This window comes from Acinetobacter calcoaceticus (genome assembly GCF_051947995.1).
Classification (GTDB): Bacteria; Pseudomonadota; Gammaproteobacteria; order Pseudomonadales; family Moraxellaceae; genus Acinetobacter.
Genome location: NZ_JBLVVH010000016.1, coordinates 1 through 17,485, shown reverse-complemented (window position 1 = coordinate 17,485; position 17,485 = coordinate 1). Strand labels below are relative to the sequence as shown.

At 45.2% G+C, this 17,485-nt stretch carries 9 protein-coding genes; 5 read left to right on the top strand and 4 right to left on the bottom strand.

The features are described 5' to 3' along the window. Positions 1-24 precede the first annotated feature (24 nt). Positions 25-2,664, bottom strand: coding sequence for a leucine--tRNA ligase (gene leuS, locus ACNQO6_RS17875; protein WP_440209833.1), 2,640 nt, complete (start codon positions 2,662-2,664; stop codon positions 25-27). Positions 2,665-2,806: 142 nt separating this feature from the next. Then, on the bottom strand, positions 2,807-3,145 hold the full coding sequence (locus ACNQO6_RS17870) for a DUF4124 domain-containing protein (RefSeq protein ID WP_440209832.1): 339 nt from the start codon (positions 3,143-3,145) through the stop codon (positions 2,807-2,809). A 508-nt stretch (positions 3,146-3,653) separates the two neighbouring features. On the opposite strand from ACNQO6_RS17870, the gene ACNQO6_RS17865 reads away from it, so the two are divergent. The 4 genes from ACNQO6_RS17865 to ACNQO6_RS17850 all read left to right on the top strand — a co-directional run bounded on the left by ACNQO6_RS17865 (position 3,654) and on the right by ACNQO6_RS17850 (position 9,720). Continuing rightward, positions 3,654-5,378: an acetolactate synthase 3 large subunit gene (locus tag ACNQO6_RS17865; RefSeq protein ID WP_262767221.1), complete on the top strand. Its 1,725-nt coding sequence runs from the start codon at positions 3,654-3,656 to the stop codon at positions 5,376-5,378. Further along, positions 5,378-5,869, top strand: a complete 492-nt coding sequence (gene ilvN, locus ACNQO6_RS17860; RefSeq protein ID WP_004655854.1) for an acetolactate synthase small subunit — start codon at positions 5,378-5,380, stop codon at positions 5,867-5,869. The genes ACNQO6_RS17865 and ilvN overlap by 1 nt, the downstream gene beginning before the upstream one ends. A 124-nt stretch (positions 5,870-5,993) precedes the next feature. After that, the gene (gene ilvC, locus ACNQO6_RS17855) at positions 5,994-7,010 is read left to right on the top strand and encodes a ketol-acid reductoisomerase (RefSeq protein ID WP_343579416.1); all 1,017 of its coding nucleotides are present in this window, start codon (positions 5,994-5,996) and stop codon (positions 7,008-7,010) included. 643 nt (positions 7,011-7,653) lie between these two features. After that, positions 7,654-9,720 carry a putative bifunctional diguanylate cyclase/phosphodiesterase gene (locus ACNQO6_RS17850; protein ID WP_440209831.1) on the top strand — a complete coding sequence of 689 codons (2,067 nt, stop codon included), beginning with the start codon at positions 7,654-7,656 and terminating at the stop codon, positions 9,718-9,720. 60 nt (positions 9,721-9,780) lie between these two features. Here ACNQO6_RS17850 and ACNQO6_RS17845 read toward each other — a convergent pair whose 3' ends face one another. Further along, positions 9,781-10,923 (bottom strand): alpha/beta fold hydrolase, encoded by a 1,143-nt coding sequence (locus ACNQO6_RS17845; protein ID WP_440209830.1) that lies wholly within the window; start codon positions 10,921-10,923, stop codon positions 9,781-9,783. Positions 10,924-11,405: 482 nt separating this feature from the next. Continuing rightward, positions 11,406-12,488 (bottom strand): helix-turn-helix domain-containing protein, encoded by a 1,083-nt coding sequence (locus ACNQO6_RS17840; protein ID WP_440209829.1) that lies wholly within the window; start codon positions 12,486-12,488, stop codon positions 11,406-11,408. Between the two features lie 251 nt (positions 12,489-12,739). Here ACNQO6_RS17840 and ACNQO6_RS17835 point away from each other — a divergent pair. Next, on the top strand, positions 12,740-17,485 hold a 4,746-nt coding region (locus tag ACNQO6_RS17835), incomplete at its 3' end, for an ESPR-type extended signal peptide-containing protein (protein ID WP_440209828.1).

Sequence of the window (17,485 nt, the reverse complement as noted above, 5' to 3'; positions counted from 1 at the left end):
TACAAAGAGAGGTTAAAAGGGAGTTTAAACCACTAAATTAACGAGTTTATTTGGTACCACAATTTCTTTCTTGGTCGGACCGGTCAAGAATTGTTGCACTTCTGGTAAAGCTTTTGCCAGCGCCAATAAGTCATCTTTAGACATATCAACTGCGACGTCTAACTTACCACGAAGTTTACCATTCACTTGTACAACAATCGTTTGTGTATTACGGGTTAATGCCGACTCATCCACTTGCGGGAATTCAACCGTAGTCAGTTCCAGACCAAACTGAGTCAATAAGGTTTGACTTAAGTGTGGTGCAAACGGTGCAAGCAAGGTGAGGAGTGTGGTAATCGCTTCACGTGCGACAGCGGCATCATTATCATCTTTCGCTTCAAACTTGTTGCTGGCATTGAGTAATTCCATCAAGGCTGCAATTGCGGTATTGAAGGCATGACGACGTTCGATGTCATCACCCACTTTCTGGATGGTTTCATGGGTTTTACGACGTAAATCCTGCGCGTCTTTAGAAAGATTTGCAGTATCAATCGCAGTTGCCTGATTGCCTTTTTCAAGGAAACCCGCTGCTAAACGCCAGACACGTTTCAAGAAACGGTTTGCGCCTTCTACACCCGCATCTGACCATTCCAATGATTGATCTGGTGGTGCTGCGAACATCATGAACACACGTGCAGTATCTGCGCCGTATTGATCAATAATGGCTTGTGGATCAATACCATTGTTTTTCGACTTGGACATTTTTTCTTGTCCGCCGATGACAACTTCCTGACCGTCACCTGAATATTTTGCAGACAGGATACGACCTTTCTCATCGCGTTCTAATTCGATATCGGCAGGGTTAAACCAGGTTTTCTTGCCATTCTCCGCTTCACGGTAGAAGGTATCTGCCAGCACCATGCCTTGAGTAAGCAAGTTGGTAAATGGTTCGTTGCCTTGCACCACACCTTCATCACGCATCAATTTATGGAAGAAACGTGCATACAATAAGTGCAGGATGGCGTGCTCTACACCACCGATATATTGGTTCACAGGCAGCCAGTTTTGTGCAGCTTCAGGTTTCACCATACCGCCAGTAAAGTCTGGAGAGGCGTAGCGTGCATAGTACCAAGATGATTCTACGAAAGTATCCAATGTATCTGTTTCACGACGTGCATCGCCACCACAGCTTGGACATTTGGTTTCATAGAACTCAGGCATTTTATTCAATGGGTTACCAGAACCATCTGGAACGACATCAGTCGGTAATACCACTGGCAATTGATCTTCTGGAACCGGCACCTGACCACAACTGTTACAGTTGATCATCGGGATCGGACAACCCCAGTAACGTTGACGGGAAACACCCCAGTCACGTAGACGGAATTGAACCTTCGAATTTGCCAAAGCTTGTGGTTCTAATTTTGCAAGGAAGGCATCGTAAGCCGCCTGGAATGCTAAACCGTCAAACTCGCCAGAATTAACCAGTTTGCCTTCTTTCGAGCCATACCATTCTTGCCATTCAGTTGCAGAGTAATCTGCGTCGTCAGCACCTTTGGCATCAATCACTTGCTTGATTGGCAAGTTGAGTTTATTGGCAAATTCAAAGTCACGTTCGTCATGTGCAGGCACTGCCATGACTGCGCCAGAACCATAAGACATCAACACATAGTTGGCGATCCAGACTGGAAGCTGTTCACCTGTTACAGGGTGCTTTACGAACAAACCTGTTGCCATACCTTTCTTTTCAGCAGTGGCTAAATCCGCTTCTGCCACTGAACCCATGCGGCATTCTTCAATAAATGCAGCCAATTCAGGGTTGCCTGCTTCTGATTGGAGGGCAGCAGCTTTCAGCGCAAGCGGGTGTTCTGCTGCAACCGCAACATAGGTTACACCCATAAGCGTGTCAGCACGCGTGGTATAAACCGTTAAGCCATCTGCATAGATTTCAGTATTGGCAGACGGGAAGGTGATTTCCATCCCCGTCGAACGGCCAATCCAATTACGTTGCATGGTCAAGACCTGTTGCGGCCAGCCGTCTTGCAAGGTATCGAGATCGTCTAATAATTCTTGTGCATAGTCGGTAATGCGGAAGTAGTACATTGGAATATCGCGTTTTTCCACCAATGCACCTGAACGCCAGCCACGACCATTTTCAACTTGCTCATTGGCAAGAACAGTCTGGTCGACCGGATCCCAGTTCACAGTTGAAAGCTTACGATAGATCAGGCCTTTTTTATAAAGTTGTACGAATAACCATTGTTCCCAGTGATAATACTCTGGGGTACAGGTTGCAAATTCGCGATCCCAATCGACAGACAGGCCCAATTTTTTTAATTGGTCACGCATATAGGCGATGTTTTCAAAGGTCCATTTGGCCGGTGCAACCTGATGTGCAATCGCTGCATTTTCAGCAGGTAAACCGAACGCATCCCAACCCATCGGCTGAAGGACGGTCTCGCCTTTTAAACGATAAAAACGGCTGATCACGTCACCAATGGTGTAGTTACGCACATGCCCCATGTGCAGCTTGCCACTTGGGTAAGGGAACATCGACAGGATATAGCGATGCTTACCCTCTACAGTGTCTGCAACTTTAAAAACTTTGCGATTGTCCCAGTCTTGTTGAACTTGGGGCTCAATGGCACTTGCTTGATATTCGGAGTCAATGTGAGAAGTCGTCATAGGGATATGCGATACAACAAAAAAGTAAAGTTAAGATTGCTGCACAGCATAGCGCAAAATTGCAGGAAATGTCAGTTTTTAGATCGGGATTTTATCTGCAAGCTTACCGCTCTTAACGGAAGCTTGCAGATGAATACAGGGGTTAATGAGCAGATTGCGGTGTGTTTGCTGGTGGCGTTTGTGGTTTGGCGGTATTCGCTGGCACCTCGGGTTCAACTTGAGGGACCTGTGGTGCAGTGCCCGGGTTAGCCGCTGGACTTTCCTGTTGGGAAGGGTTCTGTTTCACCGCATGACTACTGCCATAAGTTGAAACTTTATCCAGTCTTTTGGCACCTTTCGGTGGGGGCGTAGTGGTGTAATGGGTCGAGCCATTGGCATCGATCCATTTATAATATTGTTGCGCCTGATTGTGGCTGGAGCACAGTAACAGGGCTGTGGTTGCTAGTGTGTATGAAATTGATTTTAAATAAGATGGTTTCATATTTGATCTCCCCAAGAGAATGCTGTTTATATTCGATCAAAATGCTGAATTGAGCTGTTTACAATGCCTATTTTTACTTAAAAAGAAAACAGTTTTTTGACAAAAGGCACTTTAAAAAGACCAAATTATTCCGTGAAATGTGTTTAAAAAAACAACAGCTAAAAAATATTCGTTAAAAACCTTTTCTTTGTTCTTGACTTTGCTTATGAAAGAAACAAGAATGCTTTCTTAAGTTTTATATGCGCTTATTTGATCACCCTTCGAATAAATGTCATGGCTTGTAATGGACATTCTTTCTAGCCGAGAGAATGATTTTTTGAAATGTGCTTATCCCAGCATATTTTGATTCGAGATGTCATCAAGTTTATACGGCTGATGAGTCTCAGAAAATTTTTCCTATTACAGCAAAAACGAGTAGAATACGCACACTTATAAGAAGTGCAAAAGTTAATGAATAACACACGATTTATGTCTCCCATAAATTGTGCTAACACTAGGGTGAATCACGTTGGAACTTTTATCTGGTGGTGAAATGCTCGTTCGTGCCCTCGCGGACGAAGGCGTAGAGCATGTTTTTGGGTATCCAGGCGGCGCTGTATTACATATTTACGATGCGCTATTTCAACAAGACAAAATTAACCATTACCTCGTTCGTCATGAGCAAGCTGCTGGTCATATGGCAGATGCCTACTCACGCGTCACGGGTAAAACTGGTGTAGTACTGGTCACTTCAGGACCAGGCGCGACCAATACCGTCACTCCAATTGCTACAGCCTACATGGACTCGATCCCGATGGTGATTCTGTCTGGTCAGGTTGCCAGCCATCTGATTGGAGAAGATGCGTTCCAGGAAACGGATATGGTCGGTATTTCTCGCCCAATCGTAAAACATAGTTTCCAGGTGCGTCACGCTAGCGAAATTCCTGCCATTATCAAGAAAGCATTCTATATTGCTGCCTCTGGCCGTCCGGGCCCGGTTGTGGTTGATATTCCAAAGGATGCCACCAATCCGGCAGAAAAATTTGCCTACGAATATCCTGAAAAAGTGAAGATGCGTTCATATCAACCGCCTTCACGTGGTCATTCAGGGCAAATCCGTAAAGCGATTGATGAACTGATTTCTGCAAAACGCCCGATCATTTATACCGGTGGTGGTGTGGTTCAGGGCAATGCGTCTGGCTTATTGACTGAGCTGGCACATTTGCTTGGCTATCCAGTGACCAATACCCTGATGGGCCTCGGTGCTTTCCCGGGCAATGATCCACAGTTCGTGGGCATGTTGGGGATGCATGGTACCTATGAAGCCAATATGGCGATGCACAATGCCGATGTGATTCTGGCCATTGGTGCGCGTTTTGATGACCGTGTGACCAATAACCCTGCAAAATTCTGTACCAATGCGAAAGTGATTCATATTGATGTAGACCCTGCAACCATTTCCAAGACCATTATGGCGCACATCCCGATTGTGGGTGCAGTAGAGCCGGTACTTCAGGAAATGCTCGCGCAGTTGAAACAGATGAATGTTTCAAAGCCAAACCCTGAAGCAATTGCAGCATGGTGGTCTCAGATTAATGAATGGCGCAAAGTTCATGGCTTGCGTTATGAAGCAGGCCAGAACGGTGTCATGAAGCCACAACAGGTGGTTGAAGCACTGGATCGTGTGACCAATGGTGAAGCGATTATTACTTCTGACGTTGGTCAGCATCAAATGTTCGGTGCCAACTACTACAAGTACAAACGTCCACGCCAATGGATCAACTCGGGTGGCTTGGGCACCATGGGTGTTGGCTTGCCGTATGCGATGGCTGCAAAGCTTGCATTCCCTGACCAGCAGGTGGTGTGTATTACTGGTGAAGCATCAATCCAGATGTGTATCCAGGAATTATCGACCTGTAAGCAATATGGCCTGAATGTAAAAATCCTGTGCTTGAATAACCAGGCACTGGGTATGGTGAAACAGTGGCAGGACATGAACTATGAAGGACGTCATTCAAGTTCTTATGTAGATTCATTACCTGACTTTGCCAAGTTGATGGAAGCTTATGGTCACGTTGGCATTCAGATTAACCACGCAGATGAGCTGGAATCTAAGTTAGCTGAAGCGATGGCGATTAATGATAAATGTGTATTCATTAATGTCATGGTTGACCGTACTGAACATGTCTACCCGATGCTGGTTGCTGGTCAGTCCATGAAGGATATGTGGTTAGGTAAAGGGGAGCGTACATAATGAGACATATTATTTCTGTACTCGTTGAAAACGAGGCGGGTGCGCTTTCTCGTCTGGTTGGTCTTTTCAGCCAACGTGGCTATAACATTGAAACCCTCAATGTTGCGCCAACGGAAGATGAAACTTTATCTCGCCTGACTTTAACGACTTATGGTGACGATCATAAAATCGAACAGATCACCAAACAGCTCAACAAACTGGTTGAAGTGGTTAAAGTGGTTGACCTGTCAGAAGGTTCACATATTGAACGTGAACTGATGCTGATTAAGGTCAAGGCATTAGGTGCTGCGCGTGCGGAAATCAAACGTACGGCTGACATCTTCCGTGCGCAAATCGTGGATGTTACACCAACGACCTATACCATTCAGATCGCCGGTACCACTGAAAAGATTGATGGTTTTATTGATGCACTGGCAGAAAACACCATCCTTGAAGTGGTTCGCTCTGGTGTCTCTGGTATCGCACGTGGCGAAAAAGTTTTAACAATTTAAAAATCTCCCCCAATCCCACCTTGAAAAGAAGGTGTAACACCTGAAAAGGTGATCTGGGGGAGCCAACAAAAGATCTGTCCTTGCAGAACAAGGGAAATGACAACAATTTTAGCGGAGTAAACAGATGCAAATTTTTTACGATAAAGACTGTGACTTATCTATCATCCAAGGCAAGAAAGTTGCAATCATTGGTTATGGTTCTCAAGGTCATGCACATGCACTTAACTTGAAAGACTCTGGCGTAGACGTAACTGTTGGTTTACGTGCCGGTTCAGCATCATGGAAAAAAGCTGAAAATTCTGGTCTTAAAGTATCTGAAGTTCCAGCTGCTGTAGCGCAAGCTGACTTGGTCATGATCCTGACTCCAGATGAGTTCCAATCTCAACTTTATCGTGACGTGATTGAACCAAACATCAAAGAAGGTGCAACCTTGGCATTTGCGCATGGTTTCTCTGTTCTTTATAACCAAGTTGTTCCACGTAAAGATCTAGACGTGATCATGGTTGCACCGAAAGCACCAGGTCATACTGTACGTTCAGAATTCCAACGTGGTTCAGGTGTTCCTGACTTGATCGCAATCCATCAAGATGCTTCTGGTAATGCACGTAACGTTGCGCTTTCGTATGCTTCAGGTGTAGGTGGTGGTCGTACGGGTATCATCGAAACGTCTTTCCGTGAAGAAACTGAAACTGACTTGTTCGGTGAGCAAGCTGTTCTTTGTGGTGGTGCGGTTGAACTGGTTAAAATGGGCTTCGAAACTTTGGTTGAAGCAGGTTATGCACCAGAAATGGCTTACTTCGAATGCTTGCATGAACTTAAGTTAATCGTTGACTTGATGTTTGAAGGCGGTATCGCAGACATGAACTATTCAGTATCGAACAATGCTGAATATGGCGAATACGTAACTGGCGTTGAAGTGATCAACGAACAGTCTCGTGAAGCAATGCGTAATGCATTGAAACGCATTCAGTCTGGTGAATATGCGAAAATGTTCATTCAGGAAGGTGCATTGAACTATCCATCAATGACTGCTCGTCGTCGTCAAAATGCAGCACATGGTATCGAAGTAACAGGTAACAAGTTACGTGCGATGATGCCTTGGATTCAAGCGAACAAGATTGTTGATAAAGAAAAGAACTAATTTCTCGAATCAATTGATTTGAACGCGAAGACCCACTCTATTTGAGTGGGTTTTTTATGTTTATCTTTACGTGCCTCAAAAAGATGAAAGCAGTGCTTTCATCTTTTTTCGTGCCGTGGATTCAAGCAAACAAAATCGTAGATAAAGAGAAAAACTAATTTTTAGTTTAATCTTTAAAAGTCCTTGTTTGTACAGGAGCTTTTTTGTTTGACTGGATACAGAGTTATAACACTTTAGGCAAAAAATCAGATTAATATTGTTTATGTTTTAGCCGTTTTGGTGGGGTGCGTACAGATTAAAAAACAACAAAAGTGATCAGGTTTTGAGGGATGCGTACGATTTAAAAATGAATAAAAAATCAAAAAAGTGATGATTAAAAAGTGCTGGTAAAAATAAATTAAATTTTCAATTAAAAAATAGAAATAAAAAATAAGGCTTTTCATCGGTTTGAAATGTTCACCTGCTTTTATTCTATTGATTTATAAAGTGAAAAGGACTTGACCTTATGCGAGATGATGCTATTGTTAAGGAAAGTTTATGAATATCAGGTTCATTGCTTTTTTGAGTGTAGAAGGTCGTTCGGATTTCGAGCATTTTTGCTCATCAAATAAAAAAAAGTACTGAATAATCATGGAAGTCCTTTATGGTTCACGTTGATTACGATAGCACATTGGTCATCGTTTCCATTTTGGTTGCTATAGCGACATGCTATGCGGCAGTTTCAATGGAAGAACTCGTTTTTAAAGTTGCTTATAAAAAATTTGAAAAAAGCATTTTAGTGGCGAGTGGCTTAATCCTGGGATTAGCGATATGGTCAATGCATTTTGTGGGAATGCTGGCTAGCCATTTGCCAGAAGGATATTATTTTGATGTGAGTTTAACTGTCCTGTCTTATCTGGTTGGGGCCGCGGCTTCTATCTTTGCAGTATGGCTCACCTCTAGGCCGACCTTACCTTTACCTCGTCTGGTGCTTGGCGCTGTTTTTATGGGCCTCGGGATATCGGGCATGCATTACACGGGCATGCTGGCATTGATGGTTGAGCATCATCGCATGCATTATGATCCGCTGCTGGTGATTTGCTCGGTGCTGATAGCGATTAGCGGTTCAGGGCTCAGTTTCTTCTTTATTTTTAAGTATAAAAATGCCATAAAATACCGAACCTTACTTAAAGCGACCGTTGCAGTCCTGATGGCATTCAGTATTGTCGGGATGCATTATACCGGTATGGCCGCCACCTACTTTGATGAAAGTCTGGCGCAAGTCCTGACCTCCGACCAGACCGAACAAAGTGTCTTACTCTTTACCATTATTTTTATTACCAGTCTGGTTTTTGTCGCGGGTTTTGCGGTGGCCGTACTTGAAGCCCGCCTGGAAGAGCGCAATGAACAGCTCACAAAGATGAATAAGGAGCTGGCCACCCAGTCCTTGCATGATGCACTGACAAAGTTACCGAATCGTTTATTTCTCACAGATTATGCCGAAGTGGTGTTTAGCCATCATCGTTTGCATGAACAGAAAGCGGCATTTTTATATATTGATTTAGATCGTTTCAAATCGGTGAATGATGCTTTTGGGCATCATATCGGGGATCAACTCCTGATCCAGATGGCCAACCGTTTACATAATCAATTAGACAATAGCCGCCATAAACTGTTCCGGATTGGGGGCGATGAGTTTGTTTTGATCGCGGAAAATACCGATATCAATGAAGCCATGCAGCTTGCAGAAAATATTCTGCATTACATTCAGGAAACATATTTAATCGCAGCCAAAGATATCAACATTTCAGCCAGTGTCGGAATTGCCATGTATCCCGAGCATGGTCACAATGTGCAGGACATCTTGATGAATGCCGATGTTGCGATGCTGGTTTCGAAGGAGCAGGGGCGCAATACCTATACCATGTTCCATTCGGTGTCGGATCAGCAAGATGTACGCAGTCAGTCCAAGCTGATTAATGATCTCTATAAAGCGGTCGATGAGCAGCAATTTGTTTTATTTTACCAGCCTAAATTTACCGCCAGTTATGAAGTATGTGGTGTTGAAGCCTTGATCCGCTGGAAGCATCCAACGCTGGGATTATTAACCCCGCAAATGTTTATCGATGGCGCAGAAAAAACAGGTTTGATTATTCCAATGGGCTATTGGGCGCTCGAACAAGCCTGTCAGCAGATCCAGAAATGGGAACGAAATAACAGTGCCTTTTACCCGATAGCCGTCAATCTGTCTGCACTCCAGTTTGAAAATAAAAAGTTATTTAGCGTACTGGAACAGTTGTTGGAGCAGTATCAGATCCAGCCCCATCATTTAATTCTTGAAATTACCGAATCAACCGCGATGCATCATATTGATTCCAGTATCCGTACGCTGGAACGCTTGCGCAAACTCGGAATTCGTATTGCCATTGATGATTTTGGGACGGGATATTCCAGTTTCTTGTATTTAAAAGATTTACCTGTAGATGAACTCAAGATTGATCGCGGTTTCCTGATTGATTTGCAACCCCATTCAAAAGAAGAGGCAATTCTGGAAAGTATTATCCATCTGGCTGCAAAACTGGGTTTGACCGTGACTGCGGAAGGCGTGGAAACGCAACAGCAAGCAGATATTCTGACCAGTTTGGGCTGTCATCAGTTACAAGGTTATTTGCTGGGAACACCGGTGAATGTTGAAAGTCTGGTGCTTCATCGCCAGCAGCATTTTGCCTGAATCATGGATATTGGCTGCTTGGTTGATTCAACCTTACAGCCTGACCTTGCTGAAAACAGCTTAGTCCGAACGTTGTGCTAACCATTGCGTCACTACAGGCCAAACCGAGTGTGGTGCCTGATTGCCTGACACAAGCCCCATATGCCCGCCAGGGACAATTTGAAACTGTTTATCGGTGCTGCTAATCAAGTCCATCAATGGGCGTACTGCCTCGGCAGTGACAATGATATCGGTACTGCCACCCACCGCCAGCACAGAACAATCAATCTCTTTTAGATTGGCCGTTTGTTCCCCGAATTTCACCGTTCCTGTGGAAAGTTCATTATCAATCCAGAAGCGTAAAATGATATCGCGCATGACGCCGCCAGGATAAGCCAGCATATTGTCCACAAAAGAACTGGATGTAGCATGGTTAATCACAAACTGGCGGTCATTGAGGTTTTTAAGCAATTCCCAGTAATTCTTAAAGTTACCAATCGGATCGGTAAGTTTAAATCCCAGTGTATTTTGCCAGCCGTGAATATGAAAAACGCGACTAGGCACCTGATAAATCCGGAATTTGGTGTTGCTGCGGATCCATTGGGCGGGTGCAGTCAGCTTCTGATAAAACTTGCCCATATAGCCTGATTTATGGGTATTGATCGGTGAAGCCAGAATCACCATATTCTGGATATTTTTATCTTTAAACAATGAGGTATAACACAGGGAAAGTGCACCACCCAGACTCCAGCCATACAGTGAAAGCTGTTGCTGGCCGCTATGCTGGCGGATCCTCTCAATAAAGTCTGGCATGAAGGTTTTGACATAGGTGCCTAGATTATATTTTGCCTGTCGCAGGCTGGGTGTGCCCCAGTCAATCAGATAAACATCAAAGCCTTGTGCCAGAAAATAACGGACTAAACTACGATTAGGGAATAAATCATAAATCAGCATATTGGCGGCAAGCGGAGGCACGATAACCAACGGAATACGGTGTTTTAGCTTTGTATGATCGGTGCTGTAATGACGCAAGCTGATAATTTCACGCTCATAGACAATCTCAAAAGGGGTCTTGCCTGACAGGGCGAGCTGTTGACCGCGGAAGACACGATCTACAGCATTTGCAAAGATATGCTGTGCCTGTTGGCGCGTGCGACGATTCAAAACTTTTTTCATCGCTTGAGTCGTGATGAGCGATCGTTTTGCTTTTGGCAGTTGAGTCATTGTGAACCTAAAACGTTAAGGTGTTGCAATATTCGGTAGCCGCATATTAGAAGAAAAATGTGGCTAGCTCAGTGACCCATTTGCTTAACCTGTATACCAAAATGATCAATTTTAATAGGAATCCAGCGGGGTCTGGCGATCACGTCGCCAGCTCCGGTATCAAAAATACAGATTAAAATGATGAGTGTAATAACTAAAGTTTTTAAATTAAAAAACCTCAGCTATGGTCTCGGAAAACACATAACTGAGGATAAAGCTGTTTTACTTTATTGTTCCTATAATGCTCTTTTAATAAATTGAGCAAGAAATAAAAAGCCTCAGTTACTACGGGGAGGTGCAACTGAGGAAAACCCACGTCGTTTTAATCAATATAGGAGGCTTTATTAACAATTGAAATACTTCTACTTAAAAATGCACCATATGTTTAGTATTTCTGATTAAAGTGTTTAATTGGTTGGTACTAAGCTTTAAATAACAACCAATTATATTTTACTTTGTTTGAGGTAATACTGTTTAATCGCCAGCCGTTGCTCCCGAATATAATCACTTGGATTTTTTCCGGTCCAACCGATAAATGCTCTTGAAAAGGCACTAATATGGCTATAGCCCAGTAAATCGGATATTTCCTGAATATTCCGATTGGAGTCGATCAGTTTACGGGTGACTTCAAACTTCTTAGATTGAAGTAAAGCGGAAAAGGTGGTGTTGGCACTGGCAAGATCTCTTTTTAGGGTCCGGTCAGAGATCTTTAGTTTTTTGGCAACCTCACTCAAGCTAGGAAAACCTAGACCTGGTACGAATTTAAGTTGCTGGTTAACCTTTAAAATAATTTTATTATCTTGGTCCTGATAAAATAAATATTCCTTATTCATTAGTTCTTTGGCGATATTGTAGGCCGCGGTTGAACTAAAAGTCAGCGGTAAATCCAGACACTTAATATCAAAGCTAATCTGGTTAAACTCCTTATTGAAGTTAAAAGCAGGCAACCGTCTTTCATAAAAATGATGATATTGGGGAACATCCCATGCGATATCAACTGTTAAGCCGGTCAGGTTGTAGTTGGTAATCAATTGCAGGTTGGTCACAATATCAATAATCGCACTTTCAATAAAAAATTTATTAACACTGTCCTTCTGGAATTCATTTAACTGATTAGGAAGTTGGTAGAGCGGATTAAAGCGGATAATAATCTTGTTGTTTTTATTGAAGATGGATAAGTCCATTTTATGGACCCGCATACTATAATAATTCTGTAAGTCATTGAGCACCTGACCAATGGTGCTGTTGGTTAGTAAAGCGAAACCTAAGGCCCCATGACTGGTAATTTTACAATTAAAACCAAATTGATAGCCCAAGCCACGATCAGGCAATAACTCTAGGATACGGCCAACAAACTCCGTCCATAACTCAAAGCTTAAACGTTCATTAGAGCTCATATCAGTAAGATAGGATAAGGGAATTTGACAGCTTCTAATGATTTCACTTTGTGGGATTCCAAATTTGGTCGCAGTCGCGACGAGTATTTTTAAATAATCGTTATGAACGTTAAATAGCTGTTTTTTCATGGCAAAAAGAAAATAATGATCTATATCCCTTATACCTGAGCTTGGCCAAGAGTGATTATTTTTTAGTTTAAAGTCCTATAGTGTTGAACAAAATGTTCTAAAGTGTTTTTTATTATGCTTTTGAGGAATGGTGCACATTTTTTACTAAAAATAAGTGTTAATTGTTAAAAAATATTTTCAATTGTTAAGTTGGTTTAGGGAGGTATGAGTTATTTATTGCGCGTTAAACCCTTTGTGTAGGCGCACATTCAATGAATAAAATCTATCGTTTAGTCTGGAACAAAAGTCTGAATTTATGGACTGTAGTTTCTGAAAATGCACGTGGTGTTACTAAAAAACGTAATGTATCAGCAAATACAGACGTGCAGGCTTCGACTTTAGTCCAAGCAGATTTAAAACAACAAAAGCAATATCAACCCATCAGCACGGTACTGGCACTGACCATCAGCTCGGTGCTATGGAGTGCCGGTGCGTTTGCTGCAACCAATACGGGGGGTGGCTCAGCCAATAACGGCACTAGTATGGCTCTATCTCCAACAGCTTCTCAGTGTGGTACAGGGTCTGGGGAAGCAAGTGTTAGTGGTCCTAACGGTGTTGCGATTGGTTGTGGCAGTACCATTACAGGTACAGATCCAACAATTCAACAAGGTCTTGTAAATAGACGGGGAACAGGCTCGAATAATTATCCAACAGGGATAGATCGTTTATCGGCAGCTTCTACCTCAATAGGTCGTAACAACAAAGTCAGCAATCCAGGTGGAGCCACTGTTGTCGGTAATTCAAACGTTTCAGATGGTAGTGGTACCTTTCAAAACGTCGCGATTGGTCAGGGTAACCGTACAGCAGGGCAAGGCTATAACACCGCTTTGGGGATTGGTAATGAGCTTACAGATGGTAACTCGAATGTCGCGATCGGGGTGAATAACCGTGCTGCAGGCAATACCTCAATTGCGATGGGACGTCTCAGTTGGGCGGATGCCAGTTACAGTTTTGCGGCAGGTAATACGGCTACCGTAGCAGCTGGGGCAGACGGCGGTCTTGCCATGGGCCATTCTGCTACCACCAAAGGCGTACGTGGTATTGCCATCGGGAGCAGTACCTCGACAGCAGTTAACTATGATCCTGCCACTGCAGCCAATGCCGATGGGACTGATTCGGTTGCAGTTGGTACAGGTGCCAAAGGCACGGGTAACCAGACCACAGCAGTCGGCCGTCAGGCTAAAGCAACCGGTGCAAATTCATCAGCTTATGGTAATGAAGCCAATGCCAATGGCACCTCTAGCGTCGCGGTAGGTGATAAAGCCAAAGCCCAAGGCAATAATGATATCGCTATGGGTCTCAATGCGGCGACCGCATCTGGTGGCAGCAATAATATTGCAGTGGGTAATGGCGTCACCACAGGAGCAACAGGACAAAACGTTGCCATGGGTTCGGGTACAACCACAGCTAACTCCGCTTCAAGCACAGGTGGAGCAGTTGCGATTGGTCGTGACCAGAAAGCCACAGGTGATGGTGCGGTGGCACTGGGTGATCCGAACACCGCTAATGGTAATGGTACTGTAGCCTTGGGCCGAAACAATACGGCGGCTGGCGATACGGCAGGTAACACTGCTGCGAATGGCGCAGTGGCGATTGGTAATGAAAACAAAGCGATTGGTCAAGGTTCAGTCGCACTGGGTAATGCTTCGACCGCTGCGGCAGCAGGCGCGGTTGCTTTAGGTGATACGGCCAATGCACAGGCAAGTAATGGCGTGGCGCTGGGCTCTAATGCGGTTGCAACCAATGCAAATGATGTCGCTTTAGGTTCAGGCAGTCAGACCTCAACGGCTACAGGTGCAGCTTACCGCACGGGTACGGCAGCACCAAGCTCAGTGGTTTCAGTTGGTACTGCGGGCAATGAACGTCGTATCCAGAATGTATCGGCGGGTGCCGCAGATACTGATGCGGTAAACGTTAGCCAGTTAAGAAGCGTACAGGATGGTGTAGACCAGCTTGGTCAAAGCACAGCTAATGCCTTGGGTGGAGGTTCAAGTTATGATCCAAGTACAGGCGCTGTTTCTAACCCGACCTATACCGTGAATGGTACCAATGTCAACAATGTTGGCGCTGCAATTACCGAGCTGGACAAAGGCTGGAACTTGCAATCTAACGGTGCTAACAGTGGCGCAGTGAAAGCAGGTGATACGGTTGATATCGGCACGGCAGATGGCGAAGAAAACTTACAGGTAGCGAAAGAAGGCAACAACATCAAGTACAGCCTGAACCGTGACCTGAAAGTGGACAGCGTGACTGCGGGCGATACCGTCATCAACAACGACGGCATGACCATTGCAGGTGGCCCAAGCGTAACCAAGTCTGGTATTGATGCGGCTGGAAATAAAATTAGCGGTGTTGCAGCTGGTACAGATGGCACTGATGCAGTCAATGTCGATCAACTCAACCAAGCGAGTCAGGACCTGACCGATAAAGGCTTTGGCCTGACTGCCCAAGACGGCACCACTGTTCAGAAGAAACTGGGCGAAGCAGTCGATGTGGTGGGTGCAGACAGCAATATCAGCACTAAAGTTCAAGACGGCAAAGTGGCGATTGAACTGGCAAAAGACCTGAATGTCGACAGCGTAACAGCAGGCGATACCGTGATGAACACCGATGGTGTGACCATTGCGGGTGGCCCAAGCATGACCAAGTCCGGTATTGATGCAGCAGGCAACAAGATCACCAACGTGGCAGATGGCGACATCAATCCAGATTCGAAAGATGCGATCAACGGTAGCCAGTTGGCGAACAATGCCCAAAGCGTATCTGATGCTTTAGGTGGTGGTTCAACCGTGAATCCGGACGGTACTGTTTCTGCACCGACTTATACGGTGAATGGTACCAATGTCAACAATGTTGGCGCTGCAATCACCGAGCTGGACAAAGGCTGGAACTTGCAATCTAACGGTGCTAACAGTGGCGCAGTGAAAGCAGGTGATACGGTTGATATCGGCACGGCAGACGGCGAAGAAAACTTACAGGTGGCGAAAGAAGGCAACAACATCAAGTACAGCCTGAACCGTGACCTGAAAGTGGATAGCGTGACTGCGGGCGATACCGTGATCAACAACGATGGTATGACCATTGCCGGCGGTCCAAGCGTAACCAAGTCAGGTATTGATGCGGCTGGAAATAAAATTAGCGGTGTTGCAGCTGGTACAGATGGCACTGATGCAGTCAATAAAGGCCAACTGGATCAGGCCAGTCAGGACCTGACCGATAAGGGTTTTGGTATTACTGCACAGGACGGCACAACGGTACAGAAAAAACTGGGTGAAGCGGTCGATGTAGTAGGTGCAGATCCAAACATCAGCACTAAAGTTCAAGATGGCAAAGTTGCAATTGAGCTTTCCCGTAATCTGGATGTCGACAGTGTCACCGCAGGTGATACGGTGATGAATACAGATGGTGTGACCATTGCGGGTGGCCCAAGCATGACCAAGTCCGGTATTGATGCAGCAGGCAACAAGATCACCAACGTGGCAGATGGCGACATCAATCCAGATTCGAAAGATGCGATCAACGGTAGCCAGTTGGCGAACAATGCCCAAAGCGTATCTGATGCTTTAGGTGGTGGTTCAACCGTGAATCCTGACGGTACTGTCTCTGCACCGACTTATACGGTGAATGGTACCAATGTCAACAACGTAGGCGCTGCAATTACCGAGCTGGACAAAGGCTGGAACTTGCAATCTAACGGTGCCAACAGTGGCGCAGTGAAAGCAGGCGACACCGTTGATATCGGTACTGCAGACGGCGAAGAAAACCTACAAGTTGCGAAAGAAGGCAACAACATCAAGTACAGCCTGAACCGTGACCTGAAAGTGGATAGCGTGACTGCGGGCGATACCGTCATCAACAACGACGGCATGACCATTGCAGGTGGCCCAAGCGTAACCAAGTCAGGTATTGATGCTGCTGGAAATAAAATTAGCGGTGTTGCAGCTGGTACAGATGGCACTGATGCAGTCAATGTCGATCAACTCAACCAAGCGAGTCAGGACCTGACCGATAAAGGCTTTGGCCTGACTGCCCAAGACGGCACCACTGTTCAGAAGAAACTGGGCGAAGCAGTCGATGTGGTGGGTGCAGACAGTAATATCAGCACTAAAGTTCAAGACGGCAAAGTGGCGATTGAACTGGCAAAAGACCTGAATGTCGACAGCGTCACTGCGGGTGATACCGTGATGAACACCGATGGTGTGACCATTGCGGGTGGCCCAAGCATGACCAAGTCCGGTATTGATGCAGCAGGCAACAAGATCACCAACGTGGCAGATGGCGACATCAATCCAGATTCGAAAGATGCGATCAACGGTAGCCAGTTGGCGAACAATGCCCAAAGCGTATCTGATGCTTTAGGTGGTGGTTCAACCGTGAATCCTGACGGTACTGTTTCTGCACCGACTTATACGGTGAATGGTACCAATGTCAACAATGTTGGCGCTGCAATTACCGAGCTGGACAAAGGCTGGAACTTGCAATCTAACGGTGCCAACAGTGGTGCAGTGAAAGCAGGCGACACCGTTGATATCGGTACTGCAGATGGCGAAGAAAACCTACAAGTAGCGAAAGAAGGCAACAACATCAAGTACAGCCTGAACCGTGACCTAAAAGTGGATAGCGTGACTGCGGGTGACACCGTCATCAACAACGACGGCATGACCATTGCAGGCGGCCCAAGCGTGACCAAGTCTGGTATTGATGCAGCGGGTAACAAGATCACCAACGTGGCAGATGGCGATATCAATCCAGATTCGAAAGATGCGATCAACGGTAGCCAGTTGGCGAACAATGCTCAAAGTGTTGCAGATGCCTTGGGTGGTGGTTCAACCGTGAATCCTGATGGTACTGTCTCAGCGCCGAATTACAGCGTAAATGGCACGAGCTTGAACAATGTTGGTGATGCAATTACCGAGCTGGACAAAGGCTGGAACTTGCAATCTAACGGTGCCAACAGT

Coding starts and splice junctions, on each gene's coding strand:
- ilvN (WP_004655854.1), top strand. CDS start 5,378: ATGAGACATATTATTTCTGTACTCGTTGAAAACGAGGCGGGTGCGCTT.
- ACNQO6_RS17845 (WP_440209830.1), bottom strand. CDS start 10,923: ATGACTCAACTGCCAAAAGCAAAACGATCGCTCATCACGACTCAAGCG.
- ACNQO6_RS17850 (WP_440209831.1), top strand. CDS start 7,654: ATGGTTCACGTTGATTACGATAGCACATTGGTCATCGTTTCCATTTTG.
- ACNQO6_RS17870 (WP_440209832.1), bottom strand. CDS start 3,145: ATGAAACCATCTTATTTAAAATCAATTTCATACACACTAGCAACCACA.
- ilvC (WP_343579416.1), top strand. CDS start 5,994: ATGCAAATTTTTTACGATAAAGACTGTGACTTATCTATCATCCAAGGC.
- ACNQO6_RS17840 (WP_440209829.1), bottom strand. CDS start 12,488: ATGAAAAAACAGCTATTTAACGTTCATAACGATTATTTAAAAATACTC.
- leuS (WP_440209833.1), bottom strand. CDS start 2,664: ATGACGACTTCTCACATTGACTCCGAATATCAAGCAAGTGCCATTGAG.